Below are 15,823 nucleotides of genomic sequence, written 5' to 3'. Positions count from 1 at the left end.
TTTAAATTATAAGACAATGAATATACCAAATAAAATGTCGGCAGAAAATGCTGTAAAGTTAATAAAATCGGGCGATCGCGTATTAATTCAAGGTGGTTCAGCAACCCCACAAACGCTTATTAAAGCCATGGTTGATAGAGCTTCAGAATTGCGTGGCGTGAAAATAGTTCATTTACATACCGAAGGCGAATGTGGTTATGTTGCTCCAGAATTACGTGATAGTTTTCATACCAGTGCTTTTTTTATAGGAGGTAATGTTCGGAACATGGTAGGTGATACTGTAGATTATATTCCTGTTTTTTTAAGTGATATTCCTAGTTTATTCCGTCAAGGTTACATGGATTTAGATGTGGTTTTAGTAAATGTGTCACCACCAGATAAGCATGGGTTTTGTTCTTTAGGTGTTTCGGTAGATATTGTTATTTCGGGTATAGAACAAGGCAAAAAAGTAATTGCTCAAATAAATCCTAAAATGCCTCGTACTTTTGGCGATGCTATTGTAAATATTAAAAATTTTGATGCATGTGTTGAAGTTGATGAGGATATTTATGAAATGAAATTTGTCGCACCTTCTGAAGAAGAACAAGCTATTGGTAAACATATAGCAGGTATAATTGACGATGGTGCAACTTTGCAAATGGGTATTGGTGGTATACCAAATGCTGTTTTAACCTATTTAACCAATCATAAAAATTTAGGTGTACATACCGAAATGTTTTCTGAAGGTATTGTAGATTTGGTTGAAAGAGGCGTGGTAAACGGTTCTCAAAAAAAAGTAAATCCTTATAAAATTGTTTCTGGTTTTGCTATGGGAACACGCAGATTGTACGATTTTATGGATGACAACCCAGAAATTGAAATGCTGGATATTGCTTATGTAAACGATACATCTGTTATTCGTCAAAATCCAAAAGTAACAGCTATTAATTCTGCTATTGAAATTGATATTACGGGGCAAGTTTGCGCCGATTCTATTGGAACAAGAATGTTTTCAGGCGTTGGTGGACAAATGGATTTTATGCGTGGTGCAGCTTTATCTGTAGGAGGAAAACCAATAATAGCTGTAAATTCAACAACCTTAAAAGGTGTTTCTAAAATTGTTCCTACCCTAAAACTTGGCGCTGGTGTAGTTACAACACGAGCGCATGCAAGATTTGTTGTAACCGAATTTGGCGTTGCCGAATTGTTTGGTAAAACCCTAAAACAACGTGCACAAGCACTTCGCGATGTTGCGCATCCTGAACACAGAGAAGCATTAGATAAAGCTATTTTTGAAAGATTTGGAAGTAGTATTATGGTCTAAAAAAAAGACAAAAGTTAACATAATATAAATTGTATGGATACTCATAAAAAACTTTTTTCAGAATTTACACCTGTAACTAAGCAGCAGTGGATTGAAAAAGTAAATACCGATTTAAAAGGTGAAGATTTTAATAGAAAATTAGTTTGGAAAAACTTAAATGATATCGATTTTCAGCCTTTTTATAATGAAGATGATGCGTTGGATTTTTTAACTAATACAGGTGAAAATGCACAAGCATTGGTTAATTATAGAAACATAGAAGTGCTTTCTGCTGAAAGCGGCAATAATTTAGCTTTAAAAGCAATAAATGAAGGTGTTACAGGATTACTTTTTAATATAAAACATGCCATTTCTGTTGATACTCTTTTAAAAGGTGTGAATTTAAATAAAGTAACCATTTCATTTGTTTTAAATAACGATATTATAAAGTTTGCTAAAGATTTTTTTGCGTTTGCAGAGCAGAATGTAATCGACAATAAAAGTCTCAGCGGTTATTTTGATTTAGGTTTAATATCAAATTATGTAACAAAAGGAAGCATTGATAATAACCTTTTTGAAGTATTAGCAAACCTTTTAAAATTGGGAAAAGAATTTTCAAATTTTAAAACAATCACAGTTTCAGGAACAGCTTATTTAGATTCTGGTTCCAACCAAGTTCAAGAAGTAGCATATACTTTAAATTCTTGTGTTTACTTAATTGAACAGTTATCATTTAAAGATATTGATGCGCAATCTGTTTTTAATAATTTACATGTTCAATTAGCTATTGGTCCTGAATATTTTATAGAGATAGGTAAGTTTAGAGCCTTTAATAGCCTACTACATGAGGTTGCAAAAAAATACGGCGTAACCAACTTTAGCCATATTTTAACAGCAAAAACAGCGGTTTGGAGTAAATCGGTAACCGATGCACATACCAATTTGTTACGCGCAACCACCGAAGCTATGTCGGCAATTTTAGGAAATGTTGATGGTGTTTTAATCGATCCTTATGATAAAGCGTTTAATGATGTCTCCGATTTTTCAAATAGAATTGCTACTAATATTTCAACCATTTTAAAAGAAGAATCTTACTTCGGAAACGTAGCAAATCCGGTTGATGGCTCTTATTATATAGAAGAAGTAAGCATAAAAATAGCCGAAAAAGCCTTGAATTTATTTAAAGCTATAGAAGAAAAAGGAGGCTTTTTTCAAGCTTTTGAAAGTGGATTAATTCAAACACAAATAGCTGAAATCCGTCAAGAAAAAATCAAATTAATAAGTCAAAGACGGTTACCCATGGTTGGGGTAAATAAATATCCAAACCTAATGGAAAAAGTGTCGTCTAAAGTGCTTGCAGACGTTTCGGAATCAAATTCAAAATTACTCACACCAAGGCGCGCTTCTTTAGAAATTGAAGCATTGAGAAAAATAACCGAGAAATTAGTTGAAGCAACAGGAAAACGTCCAATAGTAGAACTTACAAGTTTTGGAAACTTAACCATGCGTAAAGCACGAGCTGCTTTTTCCTATGACTTTATTGGGGTTTCTGGTTTTGATGTTTTACAAGAAAAAAGTTATGATAGCGTAAAACAAGCAGCCGAAAACAGTGCCAAATCAAATTCTGATGTTGTGGTTATTTGTAGTTCTGATGCTGATTATGATGAAAGCGCTTTAGCGTTTGTTGAAACATTTAGACGTATTAATTCTGAAAAAGTGCTTTTGCTAGCAGGAAACCCATCAAACATCATCGATGCTTTAACCAAAGCAGGTTTAGATGGTTGCATTCATTTAAAATCGGATGTCATACAAATCATTGCTAGTGTTCAAAAGAAAATTCAGAAGAATAATAAAATAGTATACTCATGAAACCAAATTTTTCCGATATAACATTAAATACTGTAAACAAACAAAAAACAGTACGTTCAGATAATCAACAAGTTTGGAATACACCTGAGGGAATTCCTGTAAAAAAACATTTTTCTAAAAAAGATATTGAAAATGCAGAGCATTTAGGTTTCGTTGCAGGATTACCACCATTTATGCGCGGACCTTACAGTACTATGTATGTTACAAGACCATGGACCATTCGTCAATATGCAGGGTTTTCAACAGCAGAAGAATCGAATGCTTTTTACAGAAGAAACCTTGCGGCTGGTCAAAAAGGATTATCAGTTGCCTTCGATTTAGCAACACATAGAGGTTACGATTCCGATCATCCACGTGTAACTGGCGATGTTGGAAAAGCTGGTGTTGCCATCGATTCTATTTTGGATATGGAGATTTTATTCGACCAAATTCCGCTAGATAAAATGTCGGTTTCCATGACCATGAATGGTGCCGTTTTACCAATTATGGCATTTTACATTGCTGCAGCAAAAAAACAAGGTGTAGCGTTAGACCAATTAAGCGGAACCATTCAAAACGATATTTTAAAAGAATTTATGGTGCGTAACACTTACATTTATCCACCATTACCTTCCATGAAAATTATTGGTGATATTTTTGAATACACTACTAAATACATGCCTAAATTCAACTCCATTTCCATTAGTGGTTACCATATGCAAGAAGCCGGTGCAACTGCCGATATTGAGTTGGCTTACACCTTAGCCGATGGTATGGAATACATTAGAACAGGTTTAGTGTCTGGTTTAAAAATTGACGAATTTGCGCCTCGACTTTCATTTTTCTGGGCTGTTGGTATGAATCATTTTATGGAAATTGCCAAAATGCGTGCTGCACGTATGCTTTGGGCTAAAATTATAAAATCATTCAATCCGCAAAATCCAAAATCGATGGCGTTGCGTACGCATAGTCAAACATCGGGTTGGAGTTTAAGTGAACAAGATCCGTTTAATAATGTAGCTAGAACGTGTATTGAAGCTATGGCAGCAGGACTTGGTGGTACACAATCTTTACATACTAATGCGTTGGATGAAGCTATCGCATTGCCAACCGATTTTTCAGCACGAATTGCTCGTAATACACAAATATATATTCAAGAAGAAACACAAATTACTAAAGCGGTCGATCCTTGGGCAGGTTCATACTATGTAGAATATTTAACTCAGGAAATTGCTAAAAAAGCTTGGAAACTTATTGAAGAGGTTGAAGAATTAGGAGGCATGGCAAAAGCAATTGAAACTGGTGTTCCTAAAATGCGTATTGAAGAAGCTTCGGCAAGAAAACAAGCACGCTTAGATTCAGGACAAGATATTTTAGTTGGCGTTAATAAATTTCAAACCGATGAAAAATCGAATATCGAAATTTTAGAAGTTGATAATTCGGTGGTAAGATTATCTCAAATTGAACGTTTGAAAAAATTGAAAGCGAATAGAAATCAAAATGTGGTTAATGATAAATTACAAGCACTATCAAATTGTGCTGCTACAGGAAAAGGAAATTTATTAGAATTGGCTGTTGAAGCTGCTGAAAATTTTGCAACCTTAGGTGAAATATCCGATGCTTTAGAAACTCATTTTGGGCGTCATAAAGCCGATACTAAATTAATAAGTGGTGTGTATAGTAAAGAAGTAAAAGATGATAATGCATTTGCAAAAGCACAAAAAGTTGCTGATAAATTTGCAGAAATTGAAGGTCGTCGTCCACGTGTAATGATTGCCAAAATGGGACAAGATGGGCATGATAGAGGTGCTAAAGTTGTTGCATCTAGTTTTGCCGATTTAGGTTTTGATGTTGATATGGGACCATTATTTCAAACTCCAGAAGAAGTAGCTAAACAAGCCATTGAAAATGATGTACATTTTGTGGGCGCTTCTAGTTTAGCGGCAGGTCATAAAACATTAATTCCTCAATTAATTAATGAATTAGAAAAACTTGGCAGACCAGATATTATGGTTTTTGCTGGAGGTGTTATTCCAGAACAAGATTATAATTATTTACTTGAACGCAACGTTGTTGCCATTTTTGGGCCAGGAACTGTAATTTCAAAAGCAGCAATTTCCATTATGGAAAAATATTTAGAACACGAGTGACTTATTTTATAAATTGATTTGATTGAAATTCCCATTCATGTTTTAGGCGTGAATGGTTTTTTTTTAATCATATTGAAGTTATATGTTATTTAGGAATTATATAATAGTGACAAATTGATATTTGAAATTTAATCTAAATCAAAAGAAGGCGTTTCACAAGAAATAATTTCATTGTTAACCGTAGCTCCAACATAACCGTGTCCTCTTTGATAATAAAAATTAAAATTTCCGCCTTTCAATTTCGCCTCTATTATCAACAAATTTGCATAATCACAAAAAGGTGTTTTTAATTTTCCTTTAAAAGTTAAAATTGTGTATTGTCCTGAACCATCAGATGTTTTCCAACTATGACCCTTTTTAAATTTTTCACTAAACCTTATAGTTTCTTGTTCGCAACATTCATCATATTGAAAAATAACACCGTTTTCTTTTCTCAAGTATAATTTTTCAGAAGCATTTGATTTCCACTTTTGAATGAATTCAAAATATGTTTTTCCGTTTAATTCTTTAGTTCCGTTTATTGTTTCTGTATAATAAGTATCAGACCAAAATATTTTCTTTTCTTTTATATCTATGGGGAAATAGCTTTTTTCTGGTAATTCATCACAAAAAAACTGTCCATCCTTGTATTGAGCGAATGATTGTATTGAGATTAATAAAAGCAATAAATAAAATGTATTTTTCATGTATTTTTTAATGTATAAATTGGAACAAAGTACAACATAGTTAAAACGACTTCTTAAAGGTTTCAATCATTTGTTCTGCAGCTTTTATTGGAGAAATTTTAGAAGCAATAATATCTTTTTCTAAAACAGAAAGGTTGTTTGCAATATCCTTTGAATCATAAAACATACGCTTTAATTCTTCATTAATGTTAGCGTACATCCATTGTATTTTTTGATGATTTCTATTTTTATTGAAATATCCATTTTGGGTAACTAATTTCTTGTATTTTGAAATTTCATCCCAAACCACGTCAATGCCAGTATTTTTTGTTGAAGATGATTTTGTTACAATAGGTTCCCAACCCGATTCTGATTGTGGAAAAATGTGTAACGCATTTTGGTACTGTAATCGTGCTAATTCACTTTTGCGAATATTATCGCCATCAGCTTTATTAATTACCACCATATCTGCCATTTCCATGATGCCTTTTTTTATGCCTTGAAGCTCATCACCAGCACCAGCCAACATTAAAAGCAAGAAAAAATCGGTCATGCCATGAACAGCAGTTTCAGATTGTCCCACACCAACGGTTTCAATTAGAATAACATCATAACCAGCAGCTTCGCAAAGTAACATGCTTTCGGCAGTTTTGTTGGCAACACCACCTAGGGTTTCACCAGATGCCGATGGACGAATGTAGGCGTTTTCTAAATTGCTTAATTCTTCCATTCTAGTTTTATCGCCCAAAATACTTCCTTTTGAACGTTGACTACTTGGGTCTATAGATAATATTGCTACTTTATGATTTTGCTTGATAAGGTGTTTGCCAAATGCTTCTATAAAGGTGCTTTTGCCAACACCTGGAACGCCAGTAATTCCTATTCGAATGGAGTTTCCAGACGCTGGTAAAATAGCTTGAATGATGTCTTTTGCAAGTAATTTATCGCTTTCTAAATTGCTTTCTATTATGGTAATAGCTCTTGATAGAATAACACGGTTACCGCTTAAAACACCTTCAATATAGGCTTGTGCTGTTAATCTATTTTTTGGTTTGTACTTAGTCATTTAACAGTAAAAAATTATAGTTATAAAGATACTGATAATGCGAAAAATAGTTTTGGGTTTTTAGGTGTTTTTTGTAGAAATAATATTTAGAACAAACGTGCTAATTACTATAAACAAAAAAGTGCTACCTTTTGGGTAACGCTTTAATATGTTAGATGTCTGCCTTTGCAGAAATGTGTTTTATACTTTAGAAGTTATCGATTTTACAAATACAAAACCAAAACCTAAGAATAACATAAGGTGAAATGGAAATAATCCGAAATCGCCACCTTGGTTACCTACTATAAAGGCACTATACATACCAAATGCAAAATAAGCCATAAGTAAACCTTCAAAAATAACGTGTACTGATATGGTTTTTTTGATGTATTTATTCTTTTTCCAACTATCTTTTATAGAACTAATGTTGAACTTTGGTGTACGCACAAATTCACTTTTCTTACCAAAATGACCTTCTAATACTGCAATAGAATTATGTAATGAAAAGCCCATGGCTATTGAGAAAAACACAAAAAACATGCCTATGTATTTAATGAAGTTTTTAAAACCACCACCATAAATATTTTTGTACATAAACCAATAACACACAAAGAAAATTATTGAGCTTATTACAAAGAAACTCATTACATAAAAGTATGGTTTTAAGTGTGTATATTCGTTTTTGATATAAAGCATTGGAATACTAAGTACACCTACAACAAACACGTTTAAAAACATGGTGCTATTTAATAAGTGTAAAAGCCCGTGAAGTTTTGTTTTTGCTGAAATATTTTTACTTTTTAAAACGCGTCCAAGCATTTTTTTAAAGTTTTCTGCACCACCTTTATTCCATCTAAATTGTTGTGAACGCGCTGCGCTAATAACAATAGGTAACTCTGCTGGTGTTTCAACATTTTCAAGATATTTGAATTTCCAGTTTTTAAGTTGTGCTCGGTAGCTTAAATCTAAATCTTCTGTTAATGTATCGCCTTCCCAGTTACCTGCATCGATAATACATGATTTTCTCCAAATACCTGCAGTACCATTAAAGTTTATAAAATGTCCTTTACTGTTACGTCCTACTTGTTCCAAAGTAAAATGTGCATCCAAAGCAAAGGCTTGTATTTTTGTAAGTATTGAATAGTTGCGGTTTAAATGTCCCCAACGTGTTTGAACAACACCTAATTTTTCATCTTTAAAGTAAATGATGGTGCGTTTTAACCAATCTGGTTCTGGTAAGAAATCTGAATCGAAAATAGCAACAAATTCACCTTTTGCTATTACTAAACCTTCTTTAAGTGCGCCAGCTTTAAAGCCAGATCTATCGGTTCTTGTAATATGAGTAATGTCTAATCCAGTTGCTTTTAGTTTTTCAACATGTGCACGCGTAGTTTCTACAGTTTCGTCTGTTGAATCGTCTAAAACTTGAATTTCAAGTTTATCACTTGGATAATCTATTTTTGCTATGTTATCCAACAAGCGTTCCATTACATACATTTCGTTGTATACGGGTAATTGTATGGTTACGTATGGTGTTTCTTCTGGTTTTGATAAATCAAAAGTTGGTGAATTATCTTGTTTTCTTTTTGAAGCAAGATAGTTTAGTAACAAGTTTAATTGAGCTAATGCATACATGAAGATAAGCAAAAGCGAAATGGTGTAAATAATGATAACGGTCGTTTCTAGAATCATTTTTTAATACTATATTTTAAAATCCAACTTATGATTTTTGCGCCTGCAAATATAGAACCTTTTATGGTTCCTGATACTTTTGAGACGCCAATTCTATTTCTATAATTTACTGGCACTTCTAAGTAGGTAAATTTTTGTTTTAAAGCTTTTAATTGCATTTCTACAGTCCAGCCATAAGTTTTATCTACCATGTTGATTGACAGTAATTTACTATATTTAATTGCTCTAAAAGGTCCTAAATCTGTAAATTTTGAACCAAAAAAAAGCTTCATTAAACTAGTTGCTAACCAGTTGCCAAAAATTTGAGGCATAGTCATTGAGCCAATTTCTCGTAAACTTTTTACGCGTGCTCCAACAACAAAATCGATATTTTCTTCGATAATTGGAGTTACTAGTTTGGTTAATTCTTCTGGGTAATCACTGTAATCGCCATCCAAAAATACAATAATATTTGGTTTTTCGGGTTCATTTGCAATGTATTCTAACCCTTTAAGGCAAGCAAAACCATAGCCTTTGTTTTTTTCGGTTAGAACGGTTGCACCTGCTTTTTTTGCATTTTCTTCAGTTTTATCGCTAGAATTGTTGTTAATAACAATAATTTCATTCACTATTTTAGGAATGTCGTTAATTACTTTAGCGATAGAATCTGCTTCATTATAAGCAGGGATGATTACCTTGATGTTGGTCATAAAGAACAAACTGTCAGCGCGCAAAAGTACAATAGATTTGATTAATATTTAACAAAACATTAGGATTTTGTTAAATTATTTATTGTTGAGTAGTTTCATTAAATCAACATCATTGCCCAAAAGGATTTCTTTAGGGTTGATGCGACCTTCCATAGTATCGTTTTCCAATTTTAAAACACCTCTGGGGCAAACAGCAGAACAAATACCACAGCCAACACAACTTGAGCGTACAATATTTTCGCCTTTTTGGGCGTAAGCACGAACATCAATACCCATTTCGCAGTAGGTAGAACAATTGCCACAGGAAATACATTGGCCACCATTTGTTGTAATTCTAAATTTTGAAAATAAACGTTGTTGAAACCCAAGTACTGCTGCCATTGGGCAACCAAACCTGCACCAAACACGATTGCCTAAAATAGGGTAAAAGCCTGTGCCAATAACACCAGAAAATATGGAACCAATATATAGACCATATGCTGAACGCAATGTGCTTGATTTTATTAAGAAAATTTCATCGGTTGTGCCAGTATAATGCATAATGAAAAGTGATGTAATAACCACAAAATATCCAATGGCACCATAGCGCGTATCTTTACCAAGTTCATTTCTTTTAAAAAGCATGGTTAAAGTAAAAACTGCTGTTAAAAGTAAACCAACGCTAATTAAAAATGTGTTTCGGGTTAACCAAAATTTGCCAGAATCTTTTCCTAAATAGCTGTAAATTAATGCGGTTGTCATCACTACAGAAAATACTAAAACAGTGTGTATTAACCAACGTTCCAGTTTCCAAGCAGATAGTTTTTTGCTGCTAAGTTGCCTAAAAGCATCGCCTGTGGTTTCTGCCAAAGCACCACAACCGCAAACCCATGAGCAATACCAACGTTTACCATATTTATAAGTTAAAAAAGGCGAAATAACAAATATGGAAATAACACCAAAAAGTAACATCAACAACCCTAAGTTACCAGATGATAGTAAGCCATTTATAGACCAACTGTCAAATAAATAATAGTTTAATGGCCACATGCTTTTTAAATCGTAATACGGTAAATTATAGTCAGGACTTGCATTAAGGCGCGACATAAATTCTGGAATTAAAAACGCAAAACCTAATTGAAAAAACATTACCGAAACCGTTCGTAATTGTTCATAGCGATTATGCTTGTATTTCAACATAAATTTGAAACCAAAAACCAAAATTGAAACCGTATATAAGGCGCCATAAACAAACCATTGGCTTGCAGGGTTTCCGCTTAAAATTTTGCTTAATGGGTCGAATAAAGCAATTAAACCCGTGTTAGGATTTCCGTTTGATGATTGTCCCAAATACTGTGGAAAAAAATAAAGAATGATATAAAAAGCAGTTAATAAAACACCTGTAATCCATCCTAAAACGCCTCGTGATGCTATCGATTTAAACCATACGCCATCATTTTTAATACCTTCCATTTTTTGAAGATACATAGCGTTTGAAAATAGAATTGTTCCCAGAGAAATCAATCCTAACGAAAGTGATAGAAATACTGGTTTGTTAGGGAAATTAACATTGAAAACCGCCAATACTAAAATAAGCAAACCAATAATACCAAGCGCTAAACCTATTTTTTGTTTTGTAGGTATGTTTTGAGCTTCAGCGTTAGTTATGCTCATGCTTTTATTTATTTGAGCACTCATTTCTTTACAGTTTGAAATTGGTTTGCAAATGCTTTTTGAATGTCGTTTTCATAATGTTTATAAAACTCAGGGTCAAAATTAGCTTCTTTTAGGTGTTGAATTATATAGGTTACATCGCGTTTTTCGGTAAGCCATTTATCAAAAGTTTCGTGTTTCATTCTAATTCCGAATGTATTAATTCCTAAAAATTGATTTGTTAATGTGTTGTATTCTATAGTAATACATTTTGTATCATCATTATGCTTCCAATGAAAATGTGCGTGGTGTTCTTTTGGTTTTGAAAATACCCAACCATAGGTTTGGTATTCAATATCAAAAAACTTTGCCGAGTTAAACCAATGACTGGGTTTGTAAGGTAAACGGTTTCCGCAAATGGTTTGTGCTAGTGTTTCTCCCATCATTCTACCAGTGTACCAAACGGCTTCAATTGGTTTGCGAAAGCCAATAGGTTCGTGTTGTTCGGCACAATCGCCAATAGCATACACATCTTGAATATTGGTTTCAAGAAATTTGTTCACTTTCACACCTTTACCAGTTTCGATATTAGAATCTTTTAAAAAATCGATATTTGGTGTTACACCAGCTGTTAATCCAACCACATTACATGGTATTTCTTCGCCAGTTTCTTCAATAATAACCGATTTTACATTGCCATTTTCATCAGAAATTATTTCCTTTAAATTTGACGATAGTCGTAAATCGATATGATGATTTTTAATATGCCTGTTTATCATTTCGCTTTCACCTTCAGGTAAAACGTTGTTCCAAAAACTAGATTCACGAACCAAAAATGTAACAGGAATATTCCTTGAATTTAACATTTCAGCAAGTTCAATACCTATTAAACCGCCGCCCACAATTACGGTACGTTTACATACTTGGTTGTTTGGTGCGTGTTTTTCCAGATTTTCTAAATCTTGTTTGTGGTACATGCCCATAACACCATTTAAATTTTCTCCTTTCCAGCCAAATTTATTGGGTTTGCTACCTGTTGCAATAATAAGTTTGTCGTAATTTAAAATTTCGCCATTTTCAAAACGAAGTATTTTATGTTCGGTTTCAACAGTTTTTACGAAGCCTTTTTTTAATTCGATGCGGTTTTTCTCCCAAAACCAATTTTCATAAGGTTGTGTATGTTCAAATTTCATATGTCCCATATACACATACATAAGCGCAGTTCTTGAAAAGAAATAATCACTTTCTGCAGAAATAATCGTAATTTTTTTGTCTGAAAGTTTTCGAATATGTCTTGCTGCAGTAACGCCAGAAATACCATTACCAATAATAACTATGTGCTCCATAAATTTGTTTGCAATTCCTTTTTTTCTGTCGAAGCTTCTACTAAAACCTTAACGGGTTATTTGTTTTTGTTTAAATTTAAACAATAAAAATTAGTTATGAGAACAATTTTTAAAGTAACACTATGTTTACTTATGTCTTCTTGCGCCATGAGTTCTTTTAAACCTGAAAAAATAAACGGAGTTAGTTTTGTAGCTTCAAGAGACGCGATAAATGAAAAACATATTAAGCCAGTAATTGCTATTCATGCCAATTATGCCGCTATTATGCCGTTTGGTTTTATTAAAGAATTAACACACCCAAACATACAATTTAATACAAATAGACAGTGGTTTGGTGAAACAGAAGCGGGTGTAAAACAATATGTAGAAAGGTTGAAAAAACACGCTATTAAAATTATGATTAAACCCCAAATTTGGGTTTGGCATGGTGAATTTACTGGTGGCATAAAAATGAATAGTGAAGAAGATTGGAAGTTGCTTGAAGAATCGTATTCAAAATTTATTTTAGAAAATGCAAAAGTAGCTGAAGCTGTTAAAGCGGAAATTTTTTGTATTGGTACCGAATTAGAAAGTTTTATAGATTATAGGCCAAACTATTGGAAACAATTAATAGTTGAAATTAAAAAAGTTTACAAAGGTAAATTAACCTATGCTGCGAATTGGAATGAATACGATAGAACACCTTTTTGGAACGATTTAGATTTTATTGGTATTGATGCTTATTTTCCTGTAAGTGACGAAAAAACACCAACACTTGAAGTTTTAAGATTGGGTTGGAAAGCACATAAACCAACCATAAAAGCATTTTACGAAACCTACAAAAAACCTATATTATTTACTGAATATGGTTATAGAAGCGTCGATTTTTCTGGAAAAGCACCTTGGAAAAGCAACCTTTCTATGAATGTGGTTAATTTAGAAGCACAAGCCAATGCAACCCAAGTGCTTTTTGAAACATTTTGGGAAGAAGACTGGTTTGCAGGCGGATTTTTATGGAAATGGTTTCATAATTACAGCGAAGTTGGAGGTGTTAACGATTCGCAATTTACACCACAAAATAAACCTGTTGAAGCTATTATTAAGGCACAATATTTAAAATATTAAATTATACTGCTTCAAATTTTAATCTAAAGTTAATCTGCAATTCTATAATTCTTAATAGAAAACTTTAGTTTTGCAAAAAAAAAATAGTTTCATGAGAACATTGGTTGTTGGCGATATTCACGGCGGGTTAAAAGCTTTAATACAAGTATTAAATAAAGTAGAGGTTACAGAAGATGATACACTTATTTTTGTAGGCGATTATGTAGATGGATGGAGTGAAGCTGCACAAGTAATTGCATTTTTAACAGCGCTTTCAGAAAAAATAAACTGCATTTTTATAAAAGGAAATCATGATGTTTGGTGTGAAAATTGGCTAGAAACAGGTCATGTAGATGCAACTTGGTATATGCATGGTGGTAAAGAAACTATGGATAGTTATAATGGTTTTTCAAAAGAAGAAAAAAACATGCATTTAACATTTTTTAAAAACATGCCGTTATATTATATTGATGATGATAACCGTTTGTTTATCCATGCTGGTTTTACCTCTATGCATGGTGTTGAAAAAGAGGTTTTTAAAGCTACCTATTATTTTGATAGAACACTTTGGGAAATGGCGTTAACTATGAGTAAAGACATAAAAGAAGATTCTCTTTTGTTTCCAAACCGTTTGAAACATTACAGCGAAATTTTTATTGGGCATACACCAACCACTAATTTTGGTTTTTCTGTGCCTACCAAAGCAGCAAATGTTTGGAATGTTGATACAGGTGCTGCGTTTAAAGGCAAACTATCTGTAATGGATGTTAACACAAAAGCCTTTTTTCAAAGCGATGCATTACCTAGTTTGTATCCAAATGAAATGGGTAGAAACAAGGTTTAAATTGTTATTATTTTAAACTTTTAAAATCTTTAATAGCCTGATTGGGTTCAATAATGGTTTCTCCTTTCCAGAAATCTGGATCGTATTTTGACAAGGAAACAGGCGTTACTTTTGGTTTTTCTTGGAAATTAGTAAAAACAGTTTCGGTTATGGGTTCGTTCTCAAAAATTACTAATTCCTTTTTCTCTGTATTTGAAACGATAAAATGAATGTTTGACGATAGCTCATTTTGTTTTCTTCGTCCTTTGGTGTGTTTATTTTTTTCAATAATACTTAAAGGTCTTTTTATTCCAAATTTATTGCCTTCTTCAACATCTGTATATTTTAGAGCATATTTGTTTGAAGCGTTTTTAGCATAAATTAAAGTGCCCTTTTTTAAATATGCATTATAAGAAATACCAAAAAGATTAAAGCTTTTTAGGTTTTTAACATTTTCATAATCAACTCTTATAATCGCAAAATCGTCTGTATTAATGTATAAAACACCTTTGTAATCTTCACTTCTTTTAGGCGTAAAACTTATTTTATAAACAAAGTCATTGTTTAAAAAGCTGTAATCTTCAATCTTAAAATTATATCTGTTTGGTTTTTCTAAAAAGTTTAAATCACTATTTTCAAAAGTAAAACTGTCGTGTTGTAATTTAGAAATAGTACTTTTTTTGTATTTTAAAAAGTTATTTTTCCGTTCTTGTTCTTGTTTCTTTTTTTGTTCAATAAAAGCCTCTGTTTCGTCTGGTTTTTCTTTTTTTTCAGAATCAAAAAACGATTCGTCTATTTCTTGTTTAGTTCCTAAGATTCCTGATTTTATTTTAAAATAGGAGTCTCGTTTTATGCTTTTTTTTAAAATAGTACTAATTCTGTCTTCATAAGCTTCAAAGCTCATTTCTTTTCTTTTATCAAATAAATGTGATGCTTTAATAATATCAAGTTTTTGAAAATCGTTTTGCCCTGCTTTTCCATATAAATTAGCTAATATTTCGGTGTAATCATCTGTGTTTTTAGGCAAAGCGTTTAACAAACTATCAATAAATTTTTGATTAAATTCTGGTATGGTTGTTTTTTTTATAACAACCTCGTTTTTAAGGATGTTGGTGGTATATGAGCTACGGAAAAATAGCTTGCTTTTTGTGAAATCAAAATCGTAATTATGGGCAAGATTTTCTTTTGATTTTTCTAAAATTTCTTCAACGGAATAGTTTTTATTAGAAACCAAAATTTCGTTAAGTTCTATACTCTTTGGGTTTAATAAAATAATACTATCACGGAATGTTTTAAGCAAATAGTGTTTGCTTTCATAGCCTAAGCATCTAATAGTTAAGGAGTCTTTTTCGAAGGATTCTTTATTTAAATACATTGAAAATTCGCCAGTATCATTGCTAATAACGCCCGAGTTGTTATTGATAGAAATAGTAGCAAATGGAATTGGTTTTTTTGAGGTAGAGTCTAGTATTTTGGCATTAATTGATTCTTGAGAAATACTGTATAATGAACTGAAAATAAAAATCATGTAAAAATACTTCATGTAATCGTTGTTTTTTATAAAAGTA

Annotated in this window: 12 protein-coding genes; 5 read left to right on the top strand and 7 right to left on the bottom strand. The window is 32.4% G+C overall.

Features of this window, described 5'->3' with window-relative positions:
* Positions 1–16 precede the first annotated feature (16 nt).
* The 3 genes from ACFQ1R_RS07725 to scpA are packed head-to-tail and all read left to right on the top strand — an operon-like array spanning position 17 to position 5,280.
* Positions 17–1,303, top strand: a complete 1,287-nt coding sequence (locus ACFQ1R_RS07725) for an acetyl-CoA hydrolase/transferase family protein (RefSeq protein WP_379925564.1) — start codon at positions 17–19, stop codon at positions 1,301–1,303.
* A 33-nt stretch (positions 1,304–1,336) separates the two neighbouring features.
* Positions 1,337–3,151: a methylmalonyl-CoA mutase family protein gene (locus tag ACFQ1R_RS07720; protein ID WP_379925563.1), complete on the top strand. Its 1,815-nt coding sequence runs from the start codon at positions 1,337–1,339 to the stop codon at positions 3,149–3,151.
* A complete protein-coding gene (gene scpA, locus ACFQ1R_RS07715; protein ID WP_379925562.1) occupies positions 3,148–5,280 on the top strand; it encodes a methylmalonyl-CoA mutase in 2,133 nt (710 codons plus the stop codon). The genes ACFQ1R_RS07720 and scpA overlap by 4 nt, the downstream gene beginning before the upstream one ends.
* Before the next feature lie 128 nt (positions 5,281–5,408).
* Here the strand turns inward: scpA and ACFQ1R_RS07710 are convergent, their stop codons facing one another.
* From ACFQ1R_RS07710 to ACFQ1R_RS07685, 6 genes are all read right to left on the bottom strand, one after another.
* Positions 5,409–5,966: a hypothetical protein gene (locus tag ACFQ1R_RS07710; RefSeq protein WP_379925561.1), complete on the bottom strand. Its 558-nt coding sequence runs from the start codon at positions 5,964–5,966 to the stop codon at positions 5,409–5,411.
* A 40-nt stretch (positions 5,967–6,006) separates the two neighbouring features.
* Entirely contained in the window at positions 6,007–7,011 is a 1,005-nt protein-coding gene (meaB, locus tag ACFQ1R_RS07705) for a methylmalonyl Co-A mutase-associated GTPase MeaB (RefSeq protein WP_379925560.1), read from the bottom strand.
* Between the two features lie 180 nt (positions 7,012–7,191).
* Positions 7,192–8,682: a cellulose synthase family protein gene (locus ACFQ1R_RS07700; protein WP_379925559.1), complete on the bottom strand. Its 1,491-nt coding sequence runs from the start codon at positions 8,680–8,682 to the stop codon at positions 7,192–7,194.
* The gene (locus ACFQ1R_RS07695; RefSeq protein ID WP_379925558.1) at positions 8,679–9,371 is read right to left on the bottom strand and encodes a glycosyltransferase family 2 protein; all 693 of its coding nucleotides are present in this window, start codon (positions 9,369–9,371) and stop codon (positions 8,679–8,681) included. The genes ACFQ1R_RS07700 and ACFQ1R_RS07695 overlap by 4 nt, the downstream gene beginning before the upstream one ends.
* Positions 9,372–9,446: 75 nt before the next feature.
* Positions 9,447–11,048: a 4Fe-4S binding protein gene (locus ACFQ1R_RS07690; protein WP_379925557.1), complete on the bottom strand. Its 1,602-nt coding sequence runs from the start codon at positions 11,046–11,048 to the stop codon at positions 9,447–9,449.
* The gene (locus ACFQ1R_RS07685; protein WP_379925556.1) at positions 11,045–12,349 is read right to left on the bottom strand and encodes an NAD(P)/FAD-dependent oxidoreductase; all 1,305 of its coding nucleotides are present in this window, start codon (positions 12,347–12,349) and stop codon (positions 11,045–11,047) included. Before ACFQ1R_RS07685 ends, ACFQ1R_RS07690 begins: the two co-directional genes overlap by 4 nt.
* A 96-nt stretch (positions 12,350–12,445) precedes the next feature.
* On the opposite strand from ACFQ1R_RS07685, the gene ACFQ1R_RS07680 reads away from it, so the two are divergent.
* On the top strand, positions 12,446–13,453 hold the full coding sequence (locus tag ACFQ1R_RS07680; protein WP_379925554.1) for a glycoside hydrolase family 113: 1,008 nt from the start codon (positions 12,446–12,448) through the stop codon (positions 13,451–13,453).
* Between the two features lie 91 nt (positions 13,454–13,544).
* Positions 13,545–14,276: a metallophosphoesterase family protein gene (locus ACFQ1R_RS07675; protein WP_379925552.1), complete on the top strand. Its 732-nt coding sequence runs from the start codon at positions 13,545–13,547 to the stop codon at positions 14,274–14,276.
* Between the two features lie 7 nt (positions 14,277–14,283).
* Here the strand turns inward: ACFQ1R_RS07675 and ACFQ1R_RS07670 are convergent, their stop codons facing one another.
* A complete protein-coding gene (locus ACFQ1R_RS07670; RefSeq protein WP_379925551.1) occupies positions 14,284–15,798 on the bottom strand; it encodes a carboxypeptidase-like regulatory domain-containing protein in 1,515 nt (504 codons plus the stop codon).
* Between the last annotated feature and the right edge of the window lie 25 nt (positions 15,799–15,823).

The organism is Mariniflexile jejuense (genome assembly GCF_042675665.1).
In the GTDB taxonomy this organism is placed as follows: Bacteria; Bacteroidota; Bacteroidia; order Flavobacteriales; family Flavobacteriaceae; genus Mariniflexile; species Mariniflexile jejuense.
Note: the sequence above shows the minus strand (reverse complement) of the source record. Positions and strands in the feature narration are given on the sequence as shown.

What these genes read in the sequence shown, in the direction of transcription:
- ACFQ1R_RS07725 (WP_379925564.1), top strand. Translation starts at nt 17, where the DNA reads ATGAATATACCAAATAAAATGTCGGCAGAAAATGCTGTAAAGTTAATA.
- ACFQ1R_RS07720 (WP_379925563.1), top strand. Translation starts at nt 1,337, where the DNA reads ATGGATACTCATAAAAAACTTTTTTCAGAATTTACACCTGTAACTAAG.
- scpA (WP_379925562.1), top strand. Translation starts at nt 3,148, where the DNA reads ATGAAACCAAATTTTTCCGATATAACATTAAATACTGTAAACAAACAA.
- ACFQ1R_RS07710 (WP_379925561.1), bottom strand. Translation starts at nt 5,966, where the DNA reads ATGAAAAATACATTTTATTTATTGCTTTTATTAATCTCAATACAATCA.
- meaB (WP_379925560.1), bottom strand. Translation starts at nt 7,011, where the DNA reads ATGACTAAGTACAAACCAAAAAATAGATTAACAGCACAAGCCTATATT.
- ACFQ1R_RS07700 (WP_379925559.1), bottom strand. Translation starts at nt 8,682, where the DNA reads ATGATTCTAGAAACGACCGTTATCATTATTTACACCATTTCGCTTTTG.
- ACFQ1R_RS07695 (WP_379925558.1), bottom strand. Translation starts at nt 9,371, where the DNA reads ATGACCAACATCAAGGTAATCATCCCTGCTTATAATGAAGCAGATTCT.
- ACFQ1R_RS07690 (WP_379925557.1), bottom strand. Translation starts at nt 11,048, where the DNA reads ATGAGTGCTCAAATAAATAAAAGCATGAGCATAACTAACGCTGAAGCT.
- ACFQ1R_RS07685 (WP_379925556.1), bottom strand. Translation starts at nt 12,349, where the DNA reads ATGGAGCACATAGTTATTATTGGTAATGGTATTTCTGGCGTTACTGCA.
- ACFQ1R_RS07680 (WP_379925554.1), top strand. Translation starts at nt 12,446, where the DNA reads ATGAGAACAATTTTTAAAGTAACACTATGTTTACTTATGTCTTCTTGC.
- ACFQ1R_RS07675 (WP_379925552.1), top strand. Translation starts at nt 13,545, where the DNA reads ATGAGAACATTGGTTGTTGGCGATATTCACGGCGGGTTAAAAGCTTTA.
- ACFQ1R_RS07670 (WP_379925551.1), bottom strand. Translation starts at nt 15,798, where the DNA reads ATGAAGTATTTTTACATGATTTTTATTTTCAGTTCATTATACAGTATT.